The sequence below is a fragment of the Neisseria bergeri genome (assembly GCA_003044455.1).
Taxonomy (GTDB): Bacteria; Pseudomonadota; Gammaproteobacteria; order Burkholderiales; family Neisseriaceae; genus Neisseria; species Neisseria bergeri.
Map to the genome: position 1 here is coordinate 68,774 of POWY01000008.1, position 26,194 is coordinate 94,967.

General features: G+C 49.6%; 29 protein-coding genes, 1 tRNA gene and 2 pseudogenes. 12 read left to right on the plus strand and 20 right to left on the minus strand.

Going from position 1 to position 26,194, the window contains the following annotated elements:
- Positions 1–13: 13 nt before the first annotated feature.
- The 16 genes from bioD to DBY86_RS08805 all read right to left on the minus strand — a co-directional run bounded on the left by bioD (position 14) and on the right by DBY86_RS08805 (position 13,150).
- Positions 14–661: a dethiobiotin synthase gene (gene bioD, locus DBY86_RS08730; protein ID WP_107819682.1), complete on the minus strand. Its 648-nt coding sequence runs from the start codon at positions 659–661 to the stop codon at positions 14–16.
- Complete coding sequence (gene bioA / locus DBY86_RS08735; protein ID WP_107819683.1) at positions 658–1,959, minus strand: adenosylmethionine--8-amino-7-oxononanoate transaminase; 1,302 nt, start codon at positions 1,957–1,959, stop codon at positions 658–660. The genes bioD and bioA overlap by 4 nt, the downstream gene beginning before the upstream one ends.
- A 213-nt stretch (positions 1,960–2,172) precedes the next feature.
- Positions 2,173–2,412 carry a hypothetical protein gene (locus DBY86_RS13730; protein WP_107819684.1) on the minus strand — a complete coding sequence of 80 codons (240 nt, stop codon included), beginning with the start codon at positions 2,410–2,412 and terminating at the stop codon, positions 2,173–2,175.
- Between the two features lie 191 nt (positions 2,413–2,603).
- Positions 2,604–3,089: an FxsA family protein gene (locus tag DBY86_RS08745; protein ID WP_107819685.1), complete on the minus strand. Its 486-nt coding sequence runs from the start codon at positions 3,087–3,089 to the stop codon at positions 2,604–2,606.
- A 176-nt stretch (positions 3,090–3,265) separates the two neighbouring features.
- A complete protein-coding gene (locus DBY86_RS08750) occupies positions 3,266–3,574 on the minus strand; it encodes a hypothetical protein (protein WP_107819686.1) in 309 nt (102 codons plus the stop codon).
- Positions 3,558–3,860 carry an integration host factor subunit alpha gene (locus DBY86_RS08755; protein ID WP_003675494.1) on the minus strand — a complete coding sequence of 101 codons (303 nt, stop codon included), beginning with the start codon at positions 3,858–3,860 and terminating at the stop codon, positions 3,558–3,560. The genes DBY86_RS08750 and DBY86_RS08755 overlap by 17 nt, the downstream gene beginning before the upstream one ends.
- A 73-nt stretch (positions 3,861–3,933) precedes the next feature.
- Positions 3,934–6,297: a phenylalanine--tRNA ligase subunit beta gene (gene pheT, locus DBY86_RS08760; RefSeq protein WP_107819687.1), complete on the minus strand. Its 2,364-nt coding sequence runs from the start codon at positions 6,295–6,297 to the stop codon at positions 3,934–3,936.
- Positions 6,298–6,447: 150 nt separating this feature from the next.
- On the minus strand, positions 6,448–7,059 hold the full coding sequence (locus tag DBY86_RS08765) for a PDDEXK family nuclease (protein ID WP_107819688.1): 612 nt from the start codon (positions 7,057–7,059) through the stop codon (positions 6,448–6,450).
- On the minus strand, positions 7,052–8,152 hold the full coding sequence (locus DBY86_RS08770) for a DNA cytosine methyltransferase (protein WP_107819689.1): 1,101 nt from the start codon (positions 8,150–8,152) through the stop codon (positions 7,052–7,054). The genes DBY86_RS08765 and DBY86_RS08770 overlap by 8 nt, the downstream gene beginning before the upstream one ends.
- Complete coding sequence (locus DBY86_RS08775) at positions 8,130–8,567, minus strand: very short patch repair endonuclease (protein WP_107819690.1); 438 nt, start codon at positions 8,565–8,567, stop codon at positions 8,130–8,132. Before DBY86_RS08775 ends, DBY86_RS08770 begins: the two co-directional genes overlap by 23 nt.
- 56 nt (positions 8,568–8,623) lie before the next feature.
- Positions 8,624–9,616 (minus strand): phenylalanine--tRNA ligase subunit alpha, encoded by a 993-nt coding sequence (gene pheS / locus DBY86_RS08780; RefSeq protein WP_107819691.1) that lies wholly within the window; start codon positions 9,614–9,616, stop codon positions 8,624–8,626.
- A 240-nt stretch (positions 9,617–9,856) separates the two neighbouring features.
- Positions 9,857–10,216, minus strand: coding sequence for a 50S ribosomal protein L20 (rplT, locus tag DBY86_RS08785; RefSeq protein ID WP_002214103.1), 360 nt, complete (start codon positions 10,214–10,216; stop codon positions 9,857–9,859).
- 12 nt (positions 10,217–10,228) lie between these two features.
- On the minus strand, positions 10,229–10,426 hold the full coding sequence (gene rpmI / locus DBY86_RS08790) for a 50S ribosomal protein L35 (protein WP_002232040.1): 198 nt from the start codon (positions 10,424–10,426) through the stop codon (positions 10,229–10,231).
- A 142-nt stretch (positions 10,427–10,568) separates the two neighbouring features.
- Positions 10,569–11,090, minus strand: a complete 522-nt coding sequence (gene infC, locus DBY86_RS08795) for a translation initiation factor IF-3 (protein ID WP_079453755.1) — start codon at positions 11,088–11,090, stop codon at positions 10,569–10,571.
- 17 nt (positions 11,091–11,107) lie between these two features.
- Positions 11,108–13,021, minus strand: coding sequence for a threonine--tRNA ligase (gene thrS / locus DBY86_RS08800; RefSeq protein WP_107819716.1), 1,914 nt, complete (start codon positions 13,019–13,021; stop codon positions 11,108–11,110).
- 52 nt (positions 13,022–13,073) lie between these two features.
- Positions 13,074–13,150, minus strand: a tRNA-Val gene (locus DBY86_RS08805).
- A gap of 178 nt (positions 13,151–13,328) precedes the next feature.
- Between DBY86_RS08805 and tgt the strand changes: the two genes are divergently transcribed.
- From tgt to DBY86_RS08825, 3 genes are all read left to right on the plus strand, one after another.
- A complete protein-coding gene (gene tgt / locus DBY86_RS08810) occupies positions 13,329–14,444 on the plus strand; it encodes a tRNA guanosine(34) transglycosylase Tgt (protein WP_107819692.1) in 1,116 nt (371 codons plus the stop codon).
- Between the two features lie 81 nt (positions 14,445–14,525).
- Positions 14,526–15,536 (plus strand): ferrochelatase, encoded by a 1,011-nt coding sequence (gene hemH, locus DBY86_RS08815; RefSeq protein WP_107819717.1) that lies wholly within the window; start codon positions 14,526–14,528, stop codon positions 15,534–15,536.
- Positions 15,537–15,726: 190 nt separating this feature from the next.
- Positions 15,727–16,128 carry a c-type cytochrome gene (locus tag DBY86_RS08825; protein WP_107819694.1) on the plus strand — a complete coding sequence of 134 codons (402 nt, stop codon included), beginning with the start codon at positions 15,727–15,729 and terminating at the stop codon, positions 16,126–16,128.
- 62 nt (positions 16,129–16,190) lie between these two features.
- Here DBY86_RS08825 and DBY86_RS08830 read toward each other — a convergent pair whose 3' ends face one another.
- Positions 16,191–17,912, minus strand: a complete 1,722-nt coding sequence (locus tag DBY86_RS08830; RefSeq protein ID WP_107819695.1) for a potassium/proton antiporter — start codon at positions 17,910–17,912, stop codon at positions 16,191–16,193.
- A gap of 204 nt (positions 17,913–18,116) precedes the next feature.
- Here DBY86_RS08830 and DBY86_RS08835 point away from each other — a divergent pair.
- The 3 genes and pseudogenes from DBY86_RS08835 to rpoH all read left to right on the plus strand — a co-directional run bounded on the left by DBY86_RS08835 (position 18,117) and on the right by rpoH (position 21,851).
- Positions 18,117–18,978, plus strand: a pseudogene (locus DBY86_RS08835) (DUF808 domain-containing protein).
- Between the two features lie 68 nt (positions 18,979–19,046).
- Positions 19,047–20,606: an apolipoprotein N-acyltransferase gene (lnt, locus tag DBY86_RS08840; protein ID WP_107819696.1), complete on the plus strand. Its 1,560-nt coding sequence runs from the start codon at positions 19,047–19,049 to the stop codon at positions 20,604–20,606.
- Between the two features lie 381 nt (positions 20,607–20,987).
- Positions 20,988–21,851 (plus strand): RNA polymerase sigma factor RpoH, encoded by an 864-nt coding sequence (gene rpoH, locus DBY86_RS08855; RefSeq protein WP_199901075.1) that lies wholly within the window; start codon positions 20,988–20,990, stop codon positions 21,849–21,851.
- Between the two features lie 156 nt (positions 21,852–22,007).
- Here the strand turns inward: rpoH and DBY86_RS08860 are convergent, their stop codons facing one another.
- The 3 genes from DBY86_RS08860 to DBY86_RS08870 all read right to left on the minus strand — a co-directional run bounded on the left by DBY86_RS08860 (position 22,008) and on the right by DBY86_RS08870 (position 23,257).
- Complete coding sequence (locus DBY86_RS08860; protein ID WP_234403425.1) at positions 22,008–22,367, minus strand: YqhA family protein; 360 nt, start codon at positions 22,365–22,367, stop codon at positions 22,008–22,010.
- Between the two features lie 137 nt (positions 22,368–22,504).
- The gene (locus DBY86_RS08865) at positions 22,505–22,675 is read right to left on the minus strand and encodes a hemagglutinin repeat-containing protein (protein ID WP_234403426.1); all 171 of its coding nucleotides are present in this window, start codon (positions 22,673–22,675) and stop codon (positions 22,505–22,507) included.
- A gap of 99 nt (positions 22,676–22,774) precedes the next feature.
- Positions 22,775–23,257, minus strand: coding sequence for a hypothetical protein (locus DBY86_RS08870; protein ID WP_049254300.1), 483 nt, complete (start codon positions 23,255–23,257; stop codon positions 22,775–22,777).
- A 170-nt stretch (positions 23,258–23,427) separates the two neighbouring features.
- Between DBY86_RS08870 and DBY86_RS08875 the strand changes: the two genes are divergently transcribed.
- From DBY86_RS08875 to DBY86_RS08905, 6 genes and pseudogenes are all read left to right on the plus strand, one after another.
- Positions 23,428–23,658 (plus strand): hypothetical protein, encoded by a 231-nt coding sequence (locus DBY86_RS08875; RefSeq protein ID WP_107819699.1) that lies wholly within the window; start codon positions 23,428–23,430, stop codon positions 23,656–23,658.
- Positions 23,659–23,680: 22 nt separating this feature from the next.
- Positions 23,681–24,983, plus strand: a pseudogene (locus DBY86_RS08885) (replication initiation factor domain-containing protein).
- Positions 24,984–24,996: 13 nt separating this feature from the next.
- On the plus strand, positions 24,997–25,308 hold the full coding sequence (locus DBY86_RS08890) for a hypothetical protein (protein ID WP_107819701.1): 312 nt from the start codon (positions 24,997–24,999) through the stop codon (positions 25,306–25,308).
- 13 nt (positions 25,309–25,321) lie between these two features.
- Positions 25,322–25,525, plus strand: a complete 204-nt coding sequence (locus tag DBY86_RS08895; protein WP_107819702.1) for a hypothetical protein — start codon at positions 25,322–25,324, stop codon at positions 25,523–25,525.
- An 86-nt stretch (positions 25,526–25,611) separates the two neighbouring features.
- Positions 25,612–25,830: a major capsid protein gene (locus tag DBY86_RS08900; RefSeq protein ID WP_199901076.1), complete on the plus strand. Its 219-nt coding sequence runs from the start codon at positions 25,612–25,614 to the stop codon at positions 25,828–25,830.
- A gap of 6 nt (positions 25,831–25,836) precedes the next feature.
- Positions 25,837–26,115: a hypothetical protein gene (locus DBY86_RS08905; RefSeq protein ID WP_107819704.1), complete on the plus strand. Its 279-nt coding sequence runs from the start codon at positions 25,837–25,839 to the stop codon at positions 26,113–26,115.
- Positions 26,116–26,194 lie beyond the last annotated feature (79 nt).

Genomic DNA, 26,194 nt, shown 5'->3' on the forward strand with positions numbered 1-26,194 from the left:
TCTTTCCTAATATTTATACCGCGTCTGTTTTAGCCAACTCCAACCATTCCGCCTCAGGGAAACTGTCTTTCAGACGGCATTGCAGATAGTTCAGGCTGTCTTGCGCAACGCATTCGTCAGAGCTGTCATGAATATGGTTGAATACGAGGCTGTGCAAGCGAATGCCGTATTGTTTGAGCGCGGCAAAACTGAGCAGGGTGTGATTAATGCTGCCGAGCCGTCCGCTGGTAACGAGAATGACGGGATAATCTTGTTGCTGAATATAATCAATGGTTAACAGATTTTCCGTCAGCGGAACCATCAATCCGCCTGCACCTTCGACCAATACGATTTCGTATTGTGTCGCCAGTTGCTGCGTGGCGTTGCGGATTTTGTCCAAGTCCAAAGCCCTGCCGTCCAGACGGGCAGCGAGGTGGGGCGAGGCGGGATAGCTGAAGATTTCGGGCATGGTCAGTTTTTGCTTGTCGGCTTCCTGCATGGGTATGCCCATGATTTTGCGGTGGACGGCGATGTCGTCGGCGATGTTTTGGCAACCGGTTTGCACGGGCTTTTGCGTGATCACGCTTTTGCCCTGCTGCAACAATTGTTTTGCCAATATGCTGGTGGCGACAGTTTTGCCGATGTCCGTGTCTATGCCGCTGACGAAGTAAACGCCTTTCATTTGCTGTGTTCCTTCAAGATTTGTACGGTTTTGTCGGCAAGTTCGGTCAAGAGGTCGGCTGAAATGATGTAAGGCGGCATGAGATACACCAGCCTGCCGAATGGGCGCACCCAAATTCCCTGCGCCACGCAATCCGCTTGAAAACGCGCCATATCCACACCTTTTTCCAGCTCAATCACGCCGATGGCGCCCAAAACGCGTACGTCTTTCACGCCGCGAATGTTCCATGCGGTTTTCAGACGGCTTTTTAAGATGCTTTCGATGCGGCGGATATTCGCCTGCCAATCTTGGGATAAAAGCAGCTTGACCGAAGCGCAGGCAACGGCACACGCCAGCGGGTTTGCCATAAAGGTCGGCCCGTGCATAAACACGCCCGCTTCGCCGCGCGAAATCGTTTCGGTAACTTTTTGCGAAGTGACTGCCGCCGCCAGCGTCATATAGCCGCCGCTCAAACCCTTACCGATACACATAATATCCGGCACGACCTCCGCGTGTTCGCAGGCAAACATCTTGCCCGTGCGCCCGAATCCGGTGGCGATTTCATCAAAAATCAACACGATATCAAATTCGTCGCACAAATCGCGCAAACCGCGAAGATATTGCGGATGATAAAAATACATACCGCCCGCGCCCTGCACGACCGGCTCTAAAATAAAGGCGGCAATATCCGCATGATGCGCTTCAAACAAGGCGCGGACAGGCTGCAAATCCGCCCCGTCCCACTCATCGTCGAAACGGCTTTTCGGATTATCGACAAAATAACGCTGCGGCAACGCGCTGCCGAAAATATGGTGCATCCCCGTTTCCGGATCGCAGACGGACATCGCGTTCCAAGTATCGCCGTGATACCCGCGCCGCACCGTCGCAATATTCTGTTTCGCCGTCAAACCCCGCGCCTGCTGGTACTGCACCGCCATCTTCAACGCAACTTCCACCGAAACCGAGCCCGAATCCGCATAAAAAATACGGTTCAGCCCCTGCGGCAAAATCCCGACCAATAATTTGCCCAGCTCCACCGCAGGCTCATGCGTCAAACCGCCGAACATCACATGCGACATCTGCTTAATCTGCGCCTCAACCGCCTGATTCAAAACAGGATGATTGTAACCGTGTATCGCACACCACCAAGACGACATCCCGTCAATCAGCCGCGTGCCGTCCGCCAATTCGATAAACACCCCTTCTGCACGTTTGACAGGATAAACGGGAAGCGGATCGGTCATGGAAGTATAGGGATGAAGCAGATGGGTACGGTCGAAATCAAGCAATGATGATGTGTGTTGATGTTCAGACGGCATAAGTTTCTCTCTTTTCTTCTTACTGTATTCAAACGCAAACGCGTATTCTACTCCGACAGACCGCTTCCCACACCTTTCCATCCGTTTCGGGCACAAAACCGCGAAACAAATCGTTCCGCAGCATAAGCGCACACCGTTTCGCATTCCTCAAGCCTGATTGGAATCATACGACCCAACGCCCAATACCGTTTCACACAGCCTCCGCCCAACGCTTCAATCAGTCATAAACAAAACGGCAATCCATACGATACAGATCATAGCGACAATCATAACAACAGCGTTGGCAAAATCAGGGGACTCCGACATAGGCGCATAGCATCTGCCGATGCACGGCTTCTCATTCGGCTCTATGAATATCATACCCATCACAAAATCCACCGCCAAAACCAGGCACGGCTTCTTATACTTATGATAGATTTCCACCATCCTGTCCCATATATCCCAAACATTCATACCGTATATCCCGCAGGCAACAAATTCCGATTGAAGGTTACAGCCCTATTTTATAGTGGATTAAAGTTATAGTGGATTAACAAAAACCAGTACGGCGTTGCCTCGCCTTGCCGTACTGGTTTTTGTTAATCCACTATATTTTCAAACTGGAAAAATGCCGTCTGAACTTTCAGACGGCATTCCATTCACATTTATTCGTCTTTTTTGTGTTCGATGGCATTTCGGGAACGATTGCCGCCGTAAGGCTCTTCAACCGTATATTCCCCCTCGATAATATCGTCATCGTGGGAAAAGCCCTCTTTTCTGCCCGATTGGTTCATGTTGAAAAAATTTTCCGCACCTCCTGCCTGCAACACCGCCCCTCCCTTAAACGGCAGCAGCAGCAATACCGCCAACACCGAGGATACGAATCCCGGACTCATCAGGCAGACCGCCGCCACCGTATAACGGATAGGCCACAACATCTGATAAACAGACACCTTCCCGCCGCTTTTTACCGCCGCACCCGCCAATAAAAGACCGGACAGCCCCGTATGCCTGAGCATCAGCACGCCGGCAGCAAAACCTGCCGCCATCAAAAACAGCGTCCAACCGCCGCCCAGCCAATCGGCAACCCACACAATCGACATAATCTCCAAAAACAGCAGCACCAAAAAACCGATACCGAAAAATCTCATTGACCGTCATCCTTATATTTAAGTAAACAGCAAACCGCCCGAACAGGAGTCCAAGCGACCTGCCTGTAAATGATTACAAAACCATGTGCTTCAAGCCGAAACAATGTGAAATCACGCAATAATTATTTTTTAGCGTGTAAAACAAAACCGGCTGCATACCTGCAACCGGCCTCAAATCAGCACAATTCCTTATCCAAATCAGCCAACAGGTCTTTCAGAGCGTCTCCGATTTCCTGAAGCGTAACCGGACGGTTGCCGTCTGAACCCGACTCCGCACCTTCTGCATACGGCGCAAACGTACTCTTCAGTTTCAACAGTTTCACCACATCCAAACGGATGTAGCGTTCGCCGCCGTAACCGACAACCACACCGTGATCATGCTGCCATTGCGCAAAACCATAGGGGCTGATTTGCAACAGTCCGCACAGCTCGTCCAGCGTGAAATAGCGTTTTGCGGGAAGCGTCAAATCAACGTTGTTTGTCATAGTAGTGTTCCACCATGCCTTTGAGTTTCTGGCTGGCGTGGAAAGTTACCACGCGGCGGGCGGTAATCGGCACTTCCTCGCCGGTTTTCGGATTGCGGCCCGGGCGTTGCGGCTTGTCGCGCAACTGGAAATTACCGAAACCGGAAATTTTGATTTCCTCGCCGCGCGCCAGAGTGCTGCGGATTTCTTCAAAAAAGAGTTCGACGATTTCTTTGGCATCGTTTTTGGTTACATTGCTGACTTTGTCTACCAAAATATCGGCCAATTCGGCTTTAGTGAGAGTCATATGATTACCTTCTGTTGTAACAGTTGTGGATTATTACCAATTTTTATTTAAAATTCAAGCGAATATTTATTTTTTAACTGCGAAGCCGCGCCCCTGCCGCCGTTGCCGCGCCAATCAGTTTTCCGATAAGCGGCTCGACCATCTCATCCGTCAGCGTGTTTTTCATATCCTGCAAAATCACTTTGACCGCCACGCTCTTCATCCCTTCGGGCAGGCCCGTGCCGCGATACACGTCAAACACGCTGATTTCTTGAACTAGCTTGTTTGCCGCCGCTTTCAGGGCATTTAACAAATCATCATGCGTCACAGCTTCAGGCATTACAAATGCCAAATCTCGGCGTGCAGGTTGGAATTTGGATATAGACTGATAACGGGTTTTCTCACAACCCAATACCGCATCCATATCGATTTCAAATACCAGCGGTGCTTGTGGCAAATCATATTTTTGCAGCCATTTCGGATGCAACTCGCCAACAAAACCAACTACTTTGCCGTCTGAAACAATATTGGCGGCACGTCCCGGATGCAATGCCGGATGTTCGGTCTTAACAAAGGATACTTCCTTATTTTTCAAAAGACTCTCAACATCGGCTTTCATATCGTAGAAATCCACGTTGCGTGTTTTCTCGCCCCATTGCTCAGGCAGCACGGAGCCATACCACAAACCGCCGATACGTTCGTTTTGAACAAATTGATCAGCCGAATCTTTGCTGAACACACGGGCAATTTCAAATACGCGTACACGGTTTTGCTTACGGTTCAAATTGTTTTGCAAAACTTCCACCAAACCGCCGATAAGCGTAGAACGCATGACGGCATACTGCGCCGCCAACGGATTTTGCAGGCGGATAGGATGGGTATTGGCAGCAAAGTCCTGCTCCCATTGCTCATCCACAAACGCATAGCTGACCACTTCGCGGTAACCGCGAGCCGCCATTTCGTTATAAACCGCAAAACGCGGACGTTTGGTTTCAGGCAAAGCCAACATTTTCAGACGGCCTGAAGTATAGTCGTCAGGAATATTTTCATAACCGTAAACGCGGCCGATTTCTTCAATCAAATCGGCTTCGATTTCGATATCGAAACGGAAGCTCGGCGCAGTAACGCGGAAGCCTTCTTCAGTTTTCTCAGGCTGCAAACCCAAGTGTTGCAAAATGGTTTCCACCTGTTCGGCGGAAATGTCCACGCCCAATACTGTTTTCAGACGGCCTAAACGCAACTCGACCTGCTTCGCTTCGGGCAATTCACCCTGCGCTTCCACCATTTCTCCTGCCGCACCGCCGCAAATCTGCAAAACCAATTCGGTGGCGCGTTCGATGGCATCCGCCTGCAAACGGTAATCCACGCCGCGCTCGAAGCGGAACGACGAATCCGAACCGAAACCGTATTGGCGCGATTTGCCGGCGATGATTTCGGGCGCAAACCAAGCCGCTTCCAGCACGATATTTTGCGTGTCGTCTGAAACCGCGCTTGCCGCGCCGCCCATCAGCCCCGCCAAGCTCAACGCACCTTTTTCGTCGGCCACTACCAGCGTGTTTTCAGACAAAGAGACGATTTTCTCGTTCAGACATTCCAGCGTTTCACCTTCGCGCGCACGGCGGATGTACAGGCTGCCGGAAAGTTTGTCGGCATCGAAAACGTGCATCGGCTGACCGATTTCCAGCATCACATAATTACCGATGTCCACTGGCGCGGAAATACTGCGGATGCCGCTGCGTTCCAAACGCTGCTTCATCCAATCCGGCGTGGCCGCTTTCGCGTCGACGTTTTCAATCACGCGGCTGATAAAGCGGCCGCAATCGGCAGGCGCATCAATCTGCACGGGCTGTTTGCGGCTGCTCGTGATTGACACGGCATGGATTGCAGGCTGCTTGAACGCGCAACCCGTCAATGCGGACACTTCACGCGCAATGCCTTTGATGCTCAGGCAGTCGGCACGGTTTGGCGTGATTTTCAGCGTGAACACCGTATCGTCCAAATCCAGATATTCGCGGATATTTGCGCCGACGGGAGCGTCTTGCGGCAGAATGTGCAAGCCGTTCACGCCGTCATCAGGCAGACCGAGTTCGTCGGTGGAACACAACATCCCGTTCGACACCACGCCGCGCATCTTGGTCGGCTTGATTTTGAAATTGCCCTGCAACACCGCACCCGGCAACGAACACGGCACTTTAATGCCTGGTTTGACATTCGGCGCACCACAAACAATCTGAACCAACTCGCCCGTACCGGCATCAACTTGGGTAACGTTCAAACGGTCGGCATCAGGATGTTTCTCAACGGATTTCACTTCGGCAATTACCACGCCCGTAAACGCAGGCGCGGCAGTCTCGGCTTCTTCCACTTCCAAGCCGGACATGGTTAACAGGTGTTCCAGCTTATCTGCGGAAAGTTCGGTATCGGCTTGGGTTTTCAGCCATGAGTAGGAGAATTGCATGTTATGTTCTCAATCAACTAATTAACTTTTGTTTTAGTGGGTTTTGTTTTTAGACGGCGTTTAAGGCTACCTGAAAATGTGCAGGTTACTTTTTGGGGTTTCGGGGTAATTTGTTAGGGTTGGTTAATCTATACAGCACACTGCGGGTACTCAAAACGAAATATGATAAATATCCTTAATAACATCACGGTTATATATACGTTCATCGGTTTGAATGATTTTCACGCTTTCGCTTTCTGAAATCTTTATTTCTTTCAGCTTCTCAATCAGTTTGTCATATTCATTGGTATTTGCCAAAATAAAGGCATCTATTCCCATATAACTGTTCTCTTCTTTACGTCTGGCCGACACCTCTTTTTCAGACAAGGTTAAGACATAACATTTAGCTTCCCTGTGAACATATTTTGTAGCCATAGCTTCCAAATCTGCCTGTTTCCATCTTTCTCGCAATGTTGTTTTGGCACTTATTGTAACTGGTGTCTTCCGATTGTATAAAACAATATCCAAATTAACATTTGGAACAAATGCTAGTTGCGCTTGTGTATAAATCGGACTTATTCCTTCCCTAAGTAGGGATAAAATTAAAAGCTGTTCGAACACGCCGCCATTTACAGAATTGTTGTTAGAAAAATTTTTTTTATATTCTTTCCAATAAACAGAGATAAACTCACTTGGCTTCCATTGCTTCTGTATAGGTGTTTGCAAAATTAGTTTCTTTACCACCTCTTGGGTTACGCCATTATCTTCTTTTTTCTTAACCATTTAGACTCTCCAATTTTGCTAATATTTTCTCAGCCACTGCCTGAATCGCCGGCACGGCAACCGAATTGCCAAACTGTTTGTATGCGGAAGCATCCGCGACGGGGATTTTGAATTCCTCAGGAAATCCTTGCAGCCTTGCCCATTCGCGCGGGGTCATTTTTCTGATGCCCTCACGGTTTACCTCGCCTTTGATATTGGTGGTCGGAGTAAAATCAGTAATGCGTTTGTCGATTACCAAATTCCGCTCCCGCCCCATGCCGCCGACGACAATCGCATTGGCAATCCCGTCATCGGGAATAATTTCATATCCGAACCCATTACCCTTTTCTTCATGCCTTTGTTTATGTTTTCTTAAAGTATCGATGTATTGGGTGGACAAATAATATTTTGTCGGCACGGTATCTTTTTCCCGTATATCCTTAAAGGCTACCTGAATTCCTATTGGTTCGGGATATTCGAAATCTCTAATATTGGTATCTTCCCGAAAGCCGACAATAAAAATCCTTTCGCGGTTTTGCGGCACCCCGAAATCCTTTGCATTGACGATTTTCGGATCGGGCACAAAATACCCCAAATCTTCCCTCAGCGTATTCAATATCGTCTGCAAGGTCCTACCCCGGTCGTGGTTGGTCAACCCCTTTACGTTTTCCAAAAAGAACGCCTTGGGACGATGCCTGCGGATAATTTCCGCCACATCGAAAAACAATGTGCCGCGCGTGTCTTCAAATCCGCCGCGCCGGCCGGCAATCGAAAAGGCTTGACAGGGAAAACCCGCACACAGCACATCAAATTGCTTCGGAATACATTGTTTGGTTTCTTCCAAAGTAATATCGCCGAATGGCACTTCTCCGAAATTGGCTTCGTACGTCTGTTTGGCTTTTTCGTCCCACTCGCTCGAGAACACGCATTCCCCGCCCAAGTTCTGCATGGCGATGCGGAAGCCCCCGATACCTGCAAACAAATCGATAAAGGTAAATTTGGGTTTCAAGGCCGTCTGAAAAGTATCGTTGTTTTCAAAAAGGCGGTATTGTGCTGCTTTTTCTTTTAACCGTTCGTCCCGCCCATCTCCCTTAATCTTGTTTTTGCAAATCAATTCTTCTTGCTTGGATGATTTCTTTGACTTTTTCGGCATGGCAGCCTGCATTTTTAACGACATCGTTACTCCAAAAACGTAAAACCGTCCAGCCCTCGACCTTCAGACGGCCTGTTACTTCCACATCCCTTCGGATATTGCGTTCAATCTTGGCAATCCAAAATTCGCGGTTGCCCTTTATTTCCGCTTTTCTCTGTTCCCAATCCTTGCCGTGCCAAAACTCGCCATCGACAAACACGGCAACTTTGTATTTTTTAAATGAAAAATCAGGTTTTCCAAAAATGCTTCCGCTGTTTTTCCGATACCTGAGCCCCAAAGCCCACATCGCTTTTGCCAACACAAGCTCGGGTTTCGTCCCTTTGCTTTTGTTGGACTGCATACATTTTTTGCGTTGCTCGGGGGTTAATCTGTCCATTTCGGGCTACCTGAAAATGTGCAGGCTGCTTTTTCATATTCAGGCAGCCTGCACAATCATTTCGCAAACTGCTTCAAAAAGTTCAAATCGTTATCAAAAAACAGTCGCAAATCATTCACGTTGTAACGCAGCATCGCGAAACGGTCGAGGCCGATGCCGAAAGCGAAACCGGTGTATTTCTCGGGGTCGATATTCACGTTTTTCAACACGTTGGGATGCACCATGCCGCAGCCGCCGACTTCCAGCCATTTGCCGTTTTCTCCCATAATGTCGATTTCGGCGGACGGTTCGGTGAACGGGAAGAAAGACGGGCGGAAACGTACTTGCAAATCATCGCGTTCAAAAAAGCGGCGGATAAAGTCGGTGAACACGGCTTTCAAATCGGCGAAAGTTACGCCTTCTTCTACCCACAGACCTTCAGCTTGGTGGAACATGGGCGAGTGCGTAGCGTCGCTGTCCACACGGTAAACGCGGCCGGGGGCGATAATGCGGATGTGCGGCTCTTTTTTATCGAGCATATAGCGGATTTGAATCGGCGAAGTGTGCGTACGCAAAACATCGCCGTTTTCAACGTAAAACGTATCCTGCATCGCACGGGCAGGATGGTTTGCAGGGATGTTCAGGGCTTGGAAATTGTGGAAATCGTCTTCGATTTCAGGTCCATCCGCCACCTCAAAACCCATTCCGTGGAACAGCTCGACCACACGTTGCAAGGTCAGGGTTACGGGATGCAGGCTGCCGCCTTCCTGAGCGCGTCCGGGCAGGGTAATGTCAAGGGCTTCGGCATCAAGCCGGGATTGAAGTTTGGCTTCGTTGAGGGCATCGCGCTTATCGTTAAAGGCCGTCTGAAACCGGTTTTTGCACTCATTGATATGCGCGCCTATGGTTTTGCGCTCTTCAGGCGACATTTGACCCAAAGTTTTCAGAAATCCGGTCAATTCGCCGGTTTTACCGAGATAGCGTGCTTTAATTTGTTCTAAGGTATTGAAATCTTGCGCGGCTTCTACTGCGGCAATGCCTTCTGCAACGATACGGTTTACATTTTCCATAATATCAAGTCTGTCAATTAATGATATGCCACCTGAAACAATGAGGCCGCCTGTATAGCCTGACATATCAGACTCTTCAGACGACCTTATTTTCTTCACGGCCAATCCATTGGATAAATTTTCTGTATTTTAACGCAAATTTATTTAAAAAAATAGACTTTAAAGAAAGAAAATCAATCACATAGAATTTCTGCAAACAAAGAAAAAAGGAAGCCGCAGCTTCCTTTTCAATTTTTTGGATTAAGCAGCCAAAGCAGCTTTGGCTTTTTCAACCAATTGTGCAAAAGCGGCTTTATCGAACACGGCCAAATCAGCCAATACTTTGCGGTCGATTTCGATAGAGGCGCGCTTCAGACCATTCATAAATTTGCTGTAAGACAACCCGTTTTCACGCGCACCTGCATTGATACGGACAATCCACAATTGACGGAATTGGCGTTTGCGTTGGCGGCGGTCACGGTATGCGTATTGACCGGCTTTCATTACCGCCTGCTTGGCAACGCGGTAAACGTTTTTACGACGACCGCGATATCCTTTGGCTAACGCGAAGATTTTTTGGTGACGGGCACGGGCGGTAACACCGCGTTTTACGCGTGGCATATTCTAAACTCCTTAAGCGTAGGGTAACATTTTAGCAACAGAAGCCAAATCGCGATCATTTACCATAGAGGTACCGCGCAGTTGGCGTTTGTTTTTGGTGGTCTTTTTAGTCAAGATGTGGCGTTTGAACGCATGAGCGCGTTTCACACCACCGTTACCCAGTACTTTAAAGCGTTTTTTCGCGCTAGACTTGGTTTTCATTTTAGGCATTGGAAAACTCCATTCGTTATTAGATAAGGCATAAGGGGTTTTGAAATAAATTTCAAACACTTGAAACCCAAAATACCACGGTTTTTGCCGCTAATTAAACCTTATTTCGAGCGGCAATCGAAATAAGCCTTGAATTATAGCTTTATTTTTTCTTAGGCGCAATCATCATCACCATTTGGCGGCCTTCCATTTTAGGGAAGGACTCGATTTGCGCCACTTCAGCCAAATCTTCTTTTACGCGCTCTAAAAGTTGCGCACCAAGTTGCTGGTGAGCCATTTCACGTCCGCGGAAACGGAGTGTTACTTTAACTTTATCGCCGTCAGCCAAGAAGCGGTTGATGTTGCGCATTTTGATTTGATAATCGCCTTCATCGGTACCCGGGCGGAATTTGATTTCCTTGATTTGTACCTGCTTTTGGTTTTTCTTGGCTTCGTCGCGTTTCTTGGCTTGTTGGTATTTGTATTTACCGTAATCCATCAGTTTGCATACGGGCGGCTTGGCAGTCGGGGAAATTTCTACCAAATCGACATCTTGCTCTTCGGCCATAGCCAGAGCTTCACGAACTGAAACGACACCAAGCTGATCGCCTGACTCACTGATTAATCGCACTTCTTTGGCGGTAATTTCACCATTGATTCGTGCTTCGCGTTCTTGAGCGATGATGAATACTCCTATAAAAATTAATGATTGACGAGGGCATCAGTGATTTCTTGCTGCAATTGTGCAACAAAATCATCTACATTCAAAGAACCCAAGTCTTCTGCTTTGCGGCGTACCGCAACTTTGTTTTCTTGTTTCTCTTTATCGCCGACAACGATTTGATAAGGGAAACGGTATTGGCTGTTGTCGCGGATTTTGTAACCGATTTTTTCGTTACGCAAATCTAATTCGACACGGAATCCTGCCGCCTGCAATTTGGCAGCCACTTCGCGACAATAATCTGCCTGATTTTCGGTGATGTTCATAATCACCATTTGAACCGGTGCAAGCCACAATGGGAATGAGCCTGCATGGTTTTCAATCAGAATACCGATAAATCGTTCCAAAGAACCCAAAATAGCACGATGCAACATTACAGGGCGGGCGCGACCGTTGTTTTCGGTGACATATTCTGCATTCAAACGCTCAGGCAATACGAAATCTAGTTGCAATGTACCGCATTGCCAAGAACGACCCAAGGCATCTTTGACGTGATATTCGATTTTAGGCCCGTAAAACGCACCCTCGCCCGGCAATTCGCCCCATTCCACGCCGCAAGCGGTCAATGCATCACGCAGACCTTGTTCGGCCTTATCCCAAACTTCGTCAGAACCTGCACGTTGCTCAGGGCGGAGAGACAACTTCACGGCAACATCATGGAAGCCGAATTGTTTGTAAATGCGAACCAGCAATTCATTAAATGCGCGTGCTTCATCAACGATTTGATCCTCGGTACAGAAGATATGCGCATCATCCTGCACAAAACCGCGAACACGCATCAGACCATGTAATGCACCGCTTGGTTCATTACGGTGGCAAGAACCGAATTCCGCCAAACGCATTGGCAAATCGCGATATGAGCGCAAGCCGTTATTAAAAATCTGAACATGACCCGGACAGTTCATCGGTTTAACCGCGTATTCGCGTTTTTCTGAACTGGTCACGAACATATTGTCTTTATAGTTTTCCCAGTGGCCAGATTTTTCCCAGAAGGTTTTATCCATAATCTGAGGTGTTTTCACCTCTTTATAACCGGCAGCATTCAACTCTTTGCGCATATGCTGCTCAATCACTTGCCACAAAGCCCAGCCTTTAGGATGCCAGAACACCATGCCCGGTGCTTCATCTTGCAGGTGGAACAAATCCAATTGTTTACCCAGCTTACGGTGGTCGCGTTTTTCCGCCTCCTCGATGCGTTGGATATAGGCTTTCAATTCGTCTTTACTTGCCCAAGCCGTACCGTAAACACGTTGCAACATTTCATTGTTGCTGTCGCCGCGCCAGTATGCGCCTGCCAGCTTGGTCAGCTTGAAGTTTTTCAGGAAACGGGTGTTCGGAACGTGCGGGCCGCGGCACATATCGACATATTCCTGATGATGATACATACCCATTGCTTCCACTTCGGGCATATCGTCAATCAGGCGCAGTTTGTATTCTTCGCCGCGATCTTGAAAAATTTTAATCGCCTCTGCACGCGGGGTCATGATTTTGACCACATCATAATCTTGGGCAATCAATTCTTTCATACGTGCTTCAATGGCGGCAACATCTTCGGGCGTAAACGGTTTTTCCGTAGCAATATCGTAATAAAAGCCCTCTTCGATGACGGGGCCGATAACCATTTTTGCATTCGGATAAAGCTGCTTGACTGCGTGACCGACAAGGTGGGCGCAAGAGTGGCGGATGATTTCAACGCCTTCGCGATCTTTCGGGGTAATGATTTGGACACTTGAATCTTCGGTAATCGGATCGCACACATCGACCAGTTTGCCGTTTACCTTACCTGCCACTGCCGCCTTCGCCAAACCGGCACCGATAGACGCAGCAATTTGAGCCACGGTAACGGGGGATTCGTATTGGCGGACTGAGCCGTCCGGCAAGGTAATATTCAACATCAAACGCTCCGAAAGATTAAAAAATAACGGCATAAATGCCGTTATGGGAATTTGGTAGGCACGATTGGATTCGAACCAACGACCCCCACCATGTCAAGGTGGTGCTCTAACCAACTGAGCTACGTGCCTTCAAAGAATTTTTGCATTCTATCGGGTCGTTTTAATTTTTGCAAGAGGTATGTGCATTTCTTTATGCAACATTGCGGCAAGATTTGGGAATGCCGTCTGAAAAACCGTGGGAAATCATTTATAATACCGTCTTTTAAAATATATTTCGACCCCTGTCGCCCAACTGACATTCAATCTTATGCTTAAATTTACTTTACACAAAAAAGACGGTCTCGCCCGACGCGGCACGCTGGAGTTGAACCACGGCAAAATCGAAACGCCGGTTTTCATGCCGGTCGGCACATATGGTTCGGTCAAAGCGATGAACCCGCAAAACCTGCACGACATCAAGGCGCAAATTATTTTGGGCAACACTTATCATTTATGGTTGCGTCCGGGTTTGGAGGTCATCGAACGCTTTGGAGGGCTTCACGGTTTTATCGGCTGGGACAAACCGATTCTGACCGACTCGGGCGGTTTTCAGGTTTTTTCTTTGTCGGATATGCGCAAGCTGACGGAAGAAGGCTGTACGTTCAAAAGCCCGATCAACGGCGACAAGCTGTTTTTATCGCCTGAAATTTCTATGAAAATCCAAACGGTTTTGAACTCGGACATCGCGATGCAGTTGGACGAATGCACGCCGGGCGAGGCGACGCGCGAACAGGCGCGAAAATCGCTGCAAATGAGCCTGCGCTGGGCGGAACGAAGCAAAAAAGCCTTTGAAGATTTGAAAAACCCGAACGCGCTGTTCGGCATCGTGCAAGGCGCGATGTATGAGGATTTGCGCGAAGAATCGCTGCGCGGTTTGGAGGAATTTGATTTTCCCGGCCTTGCCGTCGGCGGGCTGTCCGTCGGCGAACCCAAACCCGAAATGTACCGTATGCTGCGCGCCGTCGGTCCGATGCTGCCCGAACACAAACCACATTACCTGATGGGCGTAGGCACGCCGGAAGACCTCGTGTACGGTGTGGCGCACGGCATCGATATGTTCGATTGCGTGATGCCCACCCGCAATGCGCGTAACGGCTGGCTGTTTACCCGTTTCGGCGATTTGAAAATCAAAAACGCCAAACACAAGCTCGACAAGCGTCCGATAGACGAAAGCTGCACCTGCTACGCCTGCCAAAACTTCAGTCGCGCCTACCTGCACCATCTGCACCGCGCCGGCGAAATCTTGGGCGCACAGTTGAACACCATCCACAACCTGCATTTCTACCAAGTCATCATGGCGGAAATGCGCGAAGCCGTCGAACAAGGCAAATTTGCCGACTGGCAGGCGCAATTCCACGAAAACCGCGCGCACGGCACAGACTGATTCCCGGCAATGCCGTCTGAAGCCGCTTCAGACGGCATTTTGCCGCTTTACCCTACCCGCACTATTTTTCAGAAACCGATCATGCCTCCATTCCTTCTAGAACCCTCCCTTTCCTATACGCAACAAAACCGTACCGCAGTTTTGCTGTTGAACCTCGGCACGCCCGACGCGCCGACTGCCGACGCCGTCCGCCCCTACCTCAAATCGTTTTTGTCGGACTTGCGCGTCGTCGAACTGTCCAAATGGCTGTGGCAGCCGGTTTTACGCGGCATCGTATTGCCTTTCCGCGCCAAAAAAAGCGCGCACGCCTATGAAAAAATCTGGTTTAAGGAAGGTTCGCCCCTAGAAGTTTACACAGCACGCCAAGCTGCCGTGCTTGCCGAACGTATGCCCGACCTCATCGTCCGCCACGCCATGACTTACGGCAATCCTTCGATAGCAGATGTATTGGCGGAGCTGAAATCCCAAGGTGTAGGCAGATTACTTGCGATTTCCCTGTATCCGCAATATGCCGCCTCAAGCAGCGGCGCGGCGTTGGACAAGGTATTCGGGCAACTGCTGCGCCAACGGAACCAAATGAGCGTCCGCACCGTTTCGCGCTTTTATGACGACGCCGGCTACATTGATGCGATGAAAAACCACATTCTCCGATATTGGGCGGAACACGGACGCGGGAAAAAACTGATGTTGAGTTTTCACGGCGTACCGCAGAAGCACTATGACCTCGGCGACCCCTATCCCGACGAGTGCCGCCACACCGCCAAACTGCTTGCCGAAGCACTGGAACTGACCGAAGACGAATATACCGTATCATTCCAAAGCCAATTCGGCAGGGCAAAATGGGTTACACCGAGCACGCAGGATTTGTTCGGCAAACTGCCCAAACAGGGGGTAACCGAGCTGGACGTATTCTGCCCGGGCTTTTTGGCAGACTGTTTGGAAACCATGGAAGAAATCGCCCTGATGGGGCGGGAACAGTTTTATGAAGCAGGCGGCAAAAGCTACCGCTACATCCCCTGCCTCAACGACAACCCCGACTGGATAGACGCACTCGTCGCACTTGCCGAAGAAAACCTTGGCGGCTGGCGTTGAAACTGTTTGACCCATGTCTAAAATGCCGTCTGAACGCCGTGTTCAGACGGCATTTTCCCGCTACTTTAGCGTATGATGGCATCTATGCCGGACAGCACATCAAGTGCAAGCTTACTACCGATTCGGCAAAAAAACCTTTCACCCGCTACGCAAAATCAACAACAAGGTTTCAAACATTAAGGAAATGCCAATGAACACAACCCGACTGCCGACCGCCCTCGTCTTGTGCTGCCTCTGCGCCGCCGCTTCTGCCGCCGACAACAGCATCATGACAAAAGGGCAAAAAGTGTACGAATCCAACTGCGTCGCCTGCCACGGCAAAAAAGGCGAAGGTCGCGGAACCATGTTTCCGCCGCTCTACCGCTCCGACTTCATCATGAAAAAACCGCAGGTGTTGCTGCACAGCATGGTCAAAGGCATCAACGGTACAATCAAAGTCAACGGCAAAACCTACAACGGATTCATGCCCGCAACCGCCATCAGCGATACCGACATTGCCGCCGTCGCCACTTATATCATGAACGCCTTTGACAACGGCGGCGGAAGCGTTACCGAAAAAGACGTAAAACAGGCAAAAGGCAAAAAAAACTAAACAGACAAAATGCCGTCTGAAACCGGCAATCCGGCTTCAGACGGCATTCAAACCAAACCTTTCTAACGCGGTACTTTCAGACCCATAGACCCGATATTGCCGTCCCCGTCAACCTCCTTCGCGGTCAGCATAAAGCCGCCGATGTCAATACGGTCGCCCTCGACCGGCTCCTGACTGTCGGAACGCTTATCGAAAAGCTCGGCAAGGCTCAAACCCTCTTCGCCCGCTTCCAGCTTCAAACCGTAAGCAAGTGCCAAATCGCCCGAACGTGCTGCCGGCGAAACGACAAACTCGCCGAAGAAATCAAAATTCTCACGGATGCCGATACCCGTCTCGGTAAAGTATTTCGCCATTTTATCGACCTTGCCGTCGGGCAGGATGTACCACGCCAAATCCCCCGCCTGAAGCACGGTGTCGGACTGCATTTCGATTCGGCTGCCGTTGCGTATCAATGCGAAACAGCGTGCGTCAAACGAATCGAAAATCGGTTCGACCGTATCGGGATGGTGTCCCTCCGCTTCAGATTCGGCAACCACTTTAAACGCCGACATTCTGACAATTTCCTTTTCCGCCAGCCAAATATCATGCGTATCTTTCGGTTCGGGCTTGTTGGGCATGGCAACCTTCAACAGCCGCGCCATCACAGGAATCGTCGTTCCCTGAATCAGCAGCGACAGCACCACCACGGCAAACGCCACATCAAACAGAAGGTGCGAATTGGGAACGCCCATCACCAACGGCATCATCGCCAGCGAAATCGGTACGGCTCCGCGCAAGCCCAACCAACTGATATACGCCTTTTCACGCAGGCTGTAATTGAATTTCCACAAACCGCCGAACACTGCCAGCGGACGCGCGACCAGCATCAGGAACGCCGCAATCGCCAAGGCTTCCGCCGCCCTGTCCAACACGCCGGCGGGAGAAACCAGCAGACCGAGCATGACGAACAGGGTTGCCTGTGCCAGCCAAGCCAAACCGTCCATCACGCGCAAAACGTGTTCCGTCGCACGGTTGCGCTGGTTGCCGACAATGATGCCGGCAAGGTAAACCGCCAAAAAGCCGCTGCCGCCTATGGTATTGGTAAACGCAAACACAAGCAGCCCGCCCGACACAATCATCAGCGCGTACAGACCTTCCGCAAGATTCAGACGGCGTACCAGCTTTGCCAATATCTTTCCGCCCGCCCAACCCGTCAGCAGACCGAAACCGATTTGCAGCGCAAGCATCCGGACAAACGCCGCCGCACCCGATTCCGCCGGCTGCATAATCATGGTAATCAGTGCCGTAACCAAAAAAACCGCCATCGGGTCGTTCGCACCCGATTCGATTTCCAAAGTCGCCTGCACCCGTTCGTTCAAACGCACGCCGCTGTTGCGCAAAAGGCTGAATACCGCGCCGGCATCGGTCGAACCGACAATCGCCGCCATCAGCACGCCGAACTTCCAATCCAAACCGAGGTAAAAAGTTGCAAACAGTCCCAGCGGAAGCACGGTGGCAAACACGCCCCACGAAGCGAGTACCGACGCGGGCTTCAACGCAATCCGAAAACTGGAAAGCTGCGTCCGCAAACCGCCGTCGAGCAGAATAACCGCTAAAGCAAGCTGGCTGATGAAATTCGCCATCACGACATTATTGAAGGCAATGCCGCCAACGCCTTCCTCGCCCGCCAGCATGCCGACGGCAAGAAACACCAGCAGCAAAGGCATTCCCAAACGTGCGGACAAAGTGGTCGAAACCACGCTCAGGAACAACAGTGCGCCACCCAGCAGAAACAGACTGTTCATCCAATCCACGCCAAAGATTCTCCCTTAAAATTCATGAAATTAAAATCGAAAGATTGTAACACGGCATTTTCTTTTCACGAAACTTTATTTCATGTCCGCCACCGCCTTCAGACGGCATTTTCCTGTTTCATGCCGCCTGAGACCGCCCAAACCCGCGTTCTCCTATATAATGTCGGACTTTGCGCCGCATTTCAGGATTCTTTAATGGCATTTGCCTCACTATTTACCCTGCCGGACGACATCACCGCCGTTTTGGACGATGTTGCCCTGATGACCAAAGCCGCCGCAAAAAAAAACCGCCGGCGTGATCGGCGACGATTTGGCATCCAATGCCAACCGGGTTACAGGCGTATCGGCAGAACGCGAGTTGCCGATTGTTTGGCCGGTGGCGAAAGGTTCTTTTGCCGACAAGCCGGTTTTGGCGCCTGCGGCTCTGCTGCTTTCCGCCTTCCTGCCGCAACTCATTACGCCGCTTTTGACGGCAGGCGGGATTTATCTGTGCTTTGAGGGCGTGGAAAAGCTGCCGCACAAGTTTCTGCACCGACATGACGTGCATGATGACGGCGGCGAAACGGCGGTTGACGAGCAGGATAAAATCAAAGGTGCCATCCGTACCGACTTTATCCTGTCCGCAGAAATCATCATCATCGCGCTGTGCGTGGTCGAGCAATACAGCCTGATAACGCGCTCGCTCGTGATGGCGGCAATCGGCATCGGCATGACTGTTTTGGTGTACGGAATCGTCGCCGTCATCGTCAAACTCGACGACTTGGGCATGCTGCTGATGCGCCGCCCACAAGCCTTTTCGCGCAGTTCGGGGCAAATACTGACTGCCTTTATGCCTTGGTTTATGCGCGGTTTGAGCGTGGTCGGCACGCTTGCCATGTTTCTTGCCGGCGGCGGACTGGTCGCCCACAACCTCGGCTTTCTGCACGATTTCCTGCACGCGCAACAATGGGACGCTGGCTGGGCGGAATACTTCGCCAACCTCGTTGTCGGACTGCTTTCCGGTTCGATTGCCTGCGCCCCCGCCTTGCCGCTGATGAATCGTTTCGGCAGGCATTGATTCCTTTTTCAAATACCGATGCCGTCTGAAAGACGTTCAGACGGCATCTTCCGAACAGACAGACGAATATGTTTTCCAAACTGGACAAATACTGGCGGCACCCCGCCCTCTACTGGCCTTTGCTCATCCTTTTTGCCGCCGCCACCCCCTTCACTTTCGCACCCTACTACCACTTTTGGCTGATGCCCTTGATTTTCGGCGCCTTCGTCCGCCTCATCGAACTGCGTCCGCGTTTTGCCGCCTCTTCCGCCTACCTGTTCGGCCTGACCGCATACACGACACAGTTCTACTGGATACACACTGCCCTGCACGACGTTTCCGGCCTGCCCGACCTCTATGCCGTACCACTGACCTTCCTGCTGCCCGCCTACCTTGCCCTTTATCCGGCACTGTGTTTCTGGCTGTGGAAAAAATTTACCCTGCCCCGGGGCATAAAGACCGGTCTGGTACTGCCCATCCTGTGGACGCTGACTGAGTTTGCCCGCGAGCGTTTCCTGACCGGATTCGGCTGGGGAGCAATCGGCTACTCCCAAATCACCCCGGACAGCCCGCTGGCAGGTTTCGCCCCATTGGGCGGCATCCACATGGTTACACTGGCGACCGCCTTTCTCGGTGTCTGGCTGGTTTTGGCGAGTGATAACACCGCACGTTCGGGCAAACGCCTGCTTCCAATTATCCTGATTGCCGCCCTGCTTGCCGCAGGCTACACCGCCCGACAAACCGACTTCACCAGCCCCGACGGCAGCCGCAGCACCGTCGCCCTGCTTCAGGGCAACATCGCCCAAACCATCAAATGGCGTGAAGACCAAGTTATCCCGACCATACAGAAATATTACGAACAGGTCGGCAAAACCACTGCCGACATCGTCATCCTGCCCGAAACCGCCATTCCCGTCATGCGCCAAAACCTACCGGAAAACATACTGGCGCAATTCGCCGAACAGGCGCAAAACAACGGCAGCGCGCTCGCCGTCGGCATCAGCCAATACACTTCGGACGGCAACGGTTACGAAAACGCCATCATCAACCTGACCAGTTATCAGGAAAACAATCAGGACGGCATCCCCTACTACGCCAAAAACCACCTCGTCCCCTTCGGCGAATACAAACCGCTGCCCTTCCTGACCACGCCGCTTTACAAAATGATGGATATGCCCCTTTCCGACTTCCGCAAAGGCGGCGGCAAGCAATCCGCCCTGATGATGAAAAACCAAAAAATCGCCTTCAACATCTGCTACGAAGACGGATTCGGCGACGAACTGATTGCCGCCGCCAAAGATGCCACACTGCTTGCCAATGTCAGCAATATGGCGTGGTATGGAAAATCCAACGCCATGTACCAGCACCTCCAACAATCGCAGGCGCGGGCTATGGAACTCGGACGCTATATGGTCCGCGCCACCAACACCGGCGCAACCGCCATCATCTCCCCCAAAGGCAACATCATCGCCCAAGCCCAACCCGATACGGAAACCGTATTGGAAGGACACATCAAAGGCTATGTCGGCGAAACGCCCTATATGAAAACCGGCAGTTCATGGTGGTTGATGGGCATATTGACCCTAACCGCACTGATTCTTTTCATCGTATTTCCTTTTCGGTTGAAACCTCGCCCTTTAGGGCGGTAGAATCAGACTTTATTTTTTTTGGGGGGTAATAACCCCTTCCAAATCAGGGCAACACATAGGGCGACGCTTTATGTGTCGTCCTGTGTGTTGAAACATCTTCCGAAACAAAGAACACTGATGCCTGCACAGCCCGTCCGGACGGGCTGTCTTTTTTCGAACCGACCATTTACATACAACAACGTATGTAATATAATCCTGAAATCGAATTGAGCCATCAGGTTTACAAAATCAATCAAACTTGCCTTACAAAATTTTCCTGTCTTTCAAACCTTAGCGCATATCTCCTGCCAAACATACAAAATACAAGCCAAGCAGTGATATACTGCATCCCAACACACCAAACCGCCGATACGCAGTTTCAGCCGAAAGGAAATGCCTCAAATGAATAACGCTTTCGCATTACCCGCCATCCAAAGCGGCAACGGCAGCCTCGAACAATACATCCACACCGTAAACAGCATTCCCATGCTGTCCCAAGAAGAAGAAACCCGCCTCGCCGAACGCCGGATAAAGGGCGACCTCAATGCTGCCAAACAGCTTATCCTGTCCCACCTGCGCGTCGTCGTTTCCATCGCGCGCGGCTATGACGGCTACGGGCTGAATCAGGCAGACCTGATTCAGGAAGGCAATATCGGACTGATGAAGGCGGTCAAACGCTACGAACCCGGCAGGGGGGCGCGCCTGTTTTCATTTGCCGTACATTGGATTAAGGCGGAAATTCACGAATTTATCCTGAAAAACTGGCGTTTGGTCCGCGTTGCCACCACCAAGCCGCAACGCAAGCTGTTTTTCAATTTACGCAGTATGCGTAAAAACCTCAACGCCCTATCCCCCAAAGAAGCGCAAAGCATTGCCGACGACTTGGGTGTCAAACTTTCCGAAGTTCTGGAAATGGAACAGCGCATGACGGGACACGACATCGCCATCATGGCAGACAACAGCGACGACGAGGACAGTTTCGCCCCCATCGACTGGCTTGCCGACCACGATTCCGAACCGAGCCGCCAACTGTCCAAACAGGCGCATTACGCCCTGCAAACCGAAGGCCTGCAAAACGCCTTGGCGCAATTGGACGACAGGAGCCGCCGCATTGTGGAAAGCCGCTGGCTTCAAGACGACGGCGGACTGACGCTGCACCAGCTTGCCGCCGAATACGGCGTATCTGCCGAACGCATCCGCCAAATCGAAGCAAAAGCCATGCAGAAACTGCGCGGTTTCCTGACCGAAGAAGCCGAAGCGGTTTGAAATATACACAATAAAATACCCGACAAAACAATTTGTCGGGTATTTTATTTGGTAAACATCAATGCGGTTTGTGCGTCGTGCCGTACACTATTTTATCCGTCCAAGCCATCGCAATCGCCGAAATCAAAAAGCAGACATGCACCAGACACTGCCACATCAGCTGCTTTTCCGACAGATTGGCGGAATTGATAAATGTTTGGAGCAAATGGATGGATGAATGCCGATAATCGACATCGACAGCCTCACCTTCGATACCGGTGCATTCACATGGCTCAACCATTCGGACCGGTCAGGATGGTCGTCGATGCGCAACCAGGATACGAACGTCTCATACCCGCCAATCAGCACCATGGTCAGCAGATTCGCAATCATAACCACATCAATCAGATTCAAAACAGCGAGCATGATGGCGTTTTCGTCCGACACACCCAAATTCATAGCCAGATGCCTCAACGATTTCAAAAACTTATAGGCATAAATCGCCTGTACCACAATCAACCCCGCATAAATCGGCACTTGCAGCCAACGGCTTGCAAAAATTATTTTGGCAAAAAAAAACCATAGCCTGTTCGGGTTTTGGAGATTTTGCTTGATGCATTTCCCTTCCTTGCAGCAACAAAAGCGCGTGATTCCAATCTACCGCTGCAAAATCTTCAATTTTTCACACCCGAAAACGCTTGCCGCCATACAACGGTAATGTCGCTCTCGCGGCTGCGGATATTGATGTCGCCGCCAGCTTTCAGGCTGCTTTCGCGGCTTTGGCTGTAGTTTTGGTTTTGTTCCTTGCTGGCGGTTTTAAAGCCGAAGCCGGCTTCGACGGACAAGAGGACGGCGCCTTGCTGTCCAGTTTGGTTTTTAAGGGCGTCGGCTACTTTGGCGACGCCATCGGCCAGTTGGTAGGCTTGGGCGCCGGCGTCATCTGATTATTTTGAAATTGCCATTTCAATGACTTGCTCAACATAGTTGTTTTCCAAATCAATTACGTCTCCTTTTCTTTGTTTTGATATTTTTAATTCGTCATACGCGTAAAAAATAGCAATTTTTTTCCCTTCACAAAATAAATGTCTGTCGGATTTATTCATCATATACATACTTTCATTCCTTACGATGCCTTCACCATCTATAAAACTAAAACTATTCGGTATGTTTCTTCTTTCCATTCCTGCCTCATATATTGACGATATTACTCCGGAAACGCTTCTGGTGATAATCTGTCCGGAATCAATATTAGCCCACCATTCATCCGACGCAAACAATCCTTTGTCTTTTTTGATGCCAAAGATACTTTCGTCATTCAATGACAGTAATCTTGTATTTTCAATATATTCCTTCGTTCTTCTGTTTGTCATATCTTGCTTAAAATCATAAACCAAATACATATCATCATCTAAATTTAAATAGCTCATTTTATATCTCCAATTTTTTCAAAATGAATAATCTGTTTCTCAAAAGCTTCTTTGCCGCCAGATTTCCCCAGCCCTGTATTGACTACCCCTTATATATTGCGCTCCATAAGGGGCGCATATTTTTAATCCTTGTAAAGCCCCTTAACTCTAGTCAGTGAAGGGGCTTAATCATGTTTATTTTCTATACTGTCAATCCCGAACACGTATATTTCCCTAAAGAATACATCATGAAAGTGTTCAAGGATAAAGGCTACGAATCCCAATGCATCACAACAGTTTCTTTTTATATCTGCAATCCGACTTTGAAACAAAAGACTGAAAACGAAGCGTATGAATACGGCATATTGTTTGTTAAAGAACTGATGGATAAGGAATGCAACCGTGAAAGCCTTGGAAGATAAAGCCTTGGCGGTAGCCGCGAACATGCCGGACGCGTTAGCGGACGGCGGGGCTGCGGCAACCGCCGAAGGCTGCCCCCCTAGGCTAATAGGGGGGGGAGCAAAATAAAACCCCAAATCCGAAGGGTGCGGAAAAAACAGAGAACCAAGAATTTCAATTCGAGTATTTCAGTCATTTTGTATCGAACGGCAAAGGCAGATTTATAGAAATACCGTTAAGGCGTGGCAGGGATGACGGAGCGTTCATAGACCAAATCACTTTCACGATACATGAAAATTCCATGACGAAAGTAACCGGAAAGGGCTTGGTATCAGATACGGAATTCGTTGTCCAGTATAGCGAGCTGCTTGAAGAAATCTTGGGATTCGGCATTACCCAAAAATTGCCGTTTAAAGGAAAGTTTTTCTATCAAAGCTGTTATCAACTCGGGCCCGATAACGTCGAATACGGAAAGGTTCATTACGGCGGCCAACGTGAAACGATTTTGGTTGAATTGAACGGTACAGGCTGCATGGCTGCTTTACCCGGTTGGGAAAACCGATTGTATGAATTTTTAAGTAAATGCGTCCGACCCAAAATAACCCGTATCGATGTCGCCCATGATTTTTTCAACGGAGAGTACACACCCGATCAGGCAATGTTAGACCACGATAACGGACATTACGACGTACACAATATGCGCCCAAAAAGCGAATGTCGCGGCACGGCATGGCGCAATGAAGACGGCAGTGGAAAAACCTTTTACATCGGCAAGCGTGGAAATTCAAAATTTACCCGTGTTTACGAGAAAGGCAGGCAGTTTGGAGATGTTGATAGCCCTTGGGTCAGGTTTGAAACAGAATTCAGGGCGGGGGATATAGAAATACCCTTGGATATCCTACTTTATTCGGGGTCGTATCTAGGCGGCGCATATCCGATTTGTAAGGCGATATTCAAGACAGAAGCCAAGCGCATGGAAGTAAAAGTTAAAACCGTTAATCTGATATTCGACGATAAGCTTTTTCATGCAAGGAATCAAGTCGGCAAGATGGTTAATTTCCTCCGCGATATAGGGTGGGACGATAGCAGGATAGTTGATGAGCTGGTGAAAGGAGTTGAAGGTTATCCAAAAGGTTTACAGCCTGAGCAATACGATTGCAAAAACCAAACGCAGAAATTCCAGTATATCCATGAAGAACAGAAAGCCATTAACGCATTGAACATTGAAACACTGTTTGATGATTTGATTGAAGAGAGAGAGTACGCATTTCCTCAAGACAGGGAAAGGCAACACATCAAGGATATTGAGTACGAGGAACGTCAAATATCCGATTTTTTAAACAACTGAAGGAAATTGAAAAATGTTTGAAACAAGCCAAGTAACCACATATCCGGTCACTTTGTTGGGCGCAAAACAATTCAAAGGCGAAATCGACGGTAACAAAATCGATTCATGCACCGTCTTGGTAGCCAGCCCCATGCCGTCAAACGGCAATGCCGTGGGCTTTACCGCGGCAAGCATGAAGTTTGGCGATAGCCATAATTTTGAGAAATTGAAAAACCTTAAATTCCCCTGTGCGGTTGATGTAACTGTTGCCATGGAATCAACAGGTAAAGGCTTAGTGCCGAAATTGTTGGATTTCCAAGTAAAGGGCGCAGCATCTAAAGCCTAAGAAAGGCTGAATCATGAGCAAATATCAACAGAAATTTATTGTGCAGGAATTGGGAAATCACGAATTCATCTATCCCGATCCGTTTGGCGATATTGGATTTACGCCTAACATCAAATCAGCCGGCAAGTATGAAAGCTATGAAGACGCATTCAGCTCAGCATTGGATGAGATAGGCGGGGAATTTGTAATTTTTGGATTCTATGAAAAAGAAGACTAAGTTTAAGAGGCTCGGCGGGCGGCTTCTAAAACCTTCACAAAGCCCGCAAAACCATTTTTTTATTAAAATTTCGTAAAGGAAACATCATGAAAATCATGAATACTTGCCGTAAATACGGCGCAAAACTGGCTGTTGTAACAGCTGCTCCCCTGGCTTTGGCAGCACAGGCAAATGCAACGTTGCCCGATACGGCAAAAAACGCTTTGGAAGCCGCAAAAGCCGACGGTATGGAAGCCGGTTGGATTGTAGTGGGCGTTTTCGCCGCGCTTTTTGTATTTTCCATCGTTAAGAGAGTGATGAAGTAAGACGGTATGTACTACCAAGTCGGAAATAAATGTCTTGAGAAGCACCAGGCTGAAAACCTTTATTTCAGCTTGGTAGTACCAAGAATCAAAGAAAACGGACAGATAATCAGGCCGGAATATAACGGCAGCCTGTGGAAAATGTCGGACGGTCAGCCGCTAAGCCTATCCTTGGCGGAATGCAGTCCGGAAGACAATTTGAAAAGCGGTTTTGAAACAGGCTGGATAGTATTCGGCGTGATGGCGTCCGTTTACTTTGTTTCCCTGCTGAAAAAGGTCTTGAAATGATGGATTTTTATTTCTATCTCGGCATTGCAGTCCCCGTATTGATCGGGGCGGTTCTGTTTAAGGATTGAGCGCATGAAGT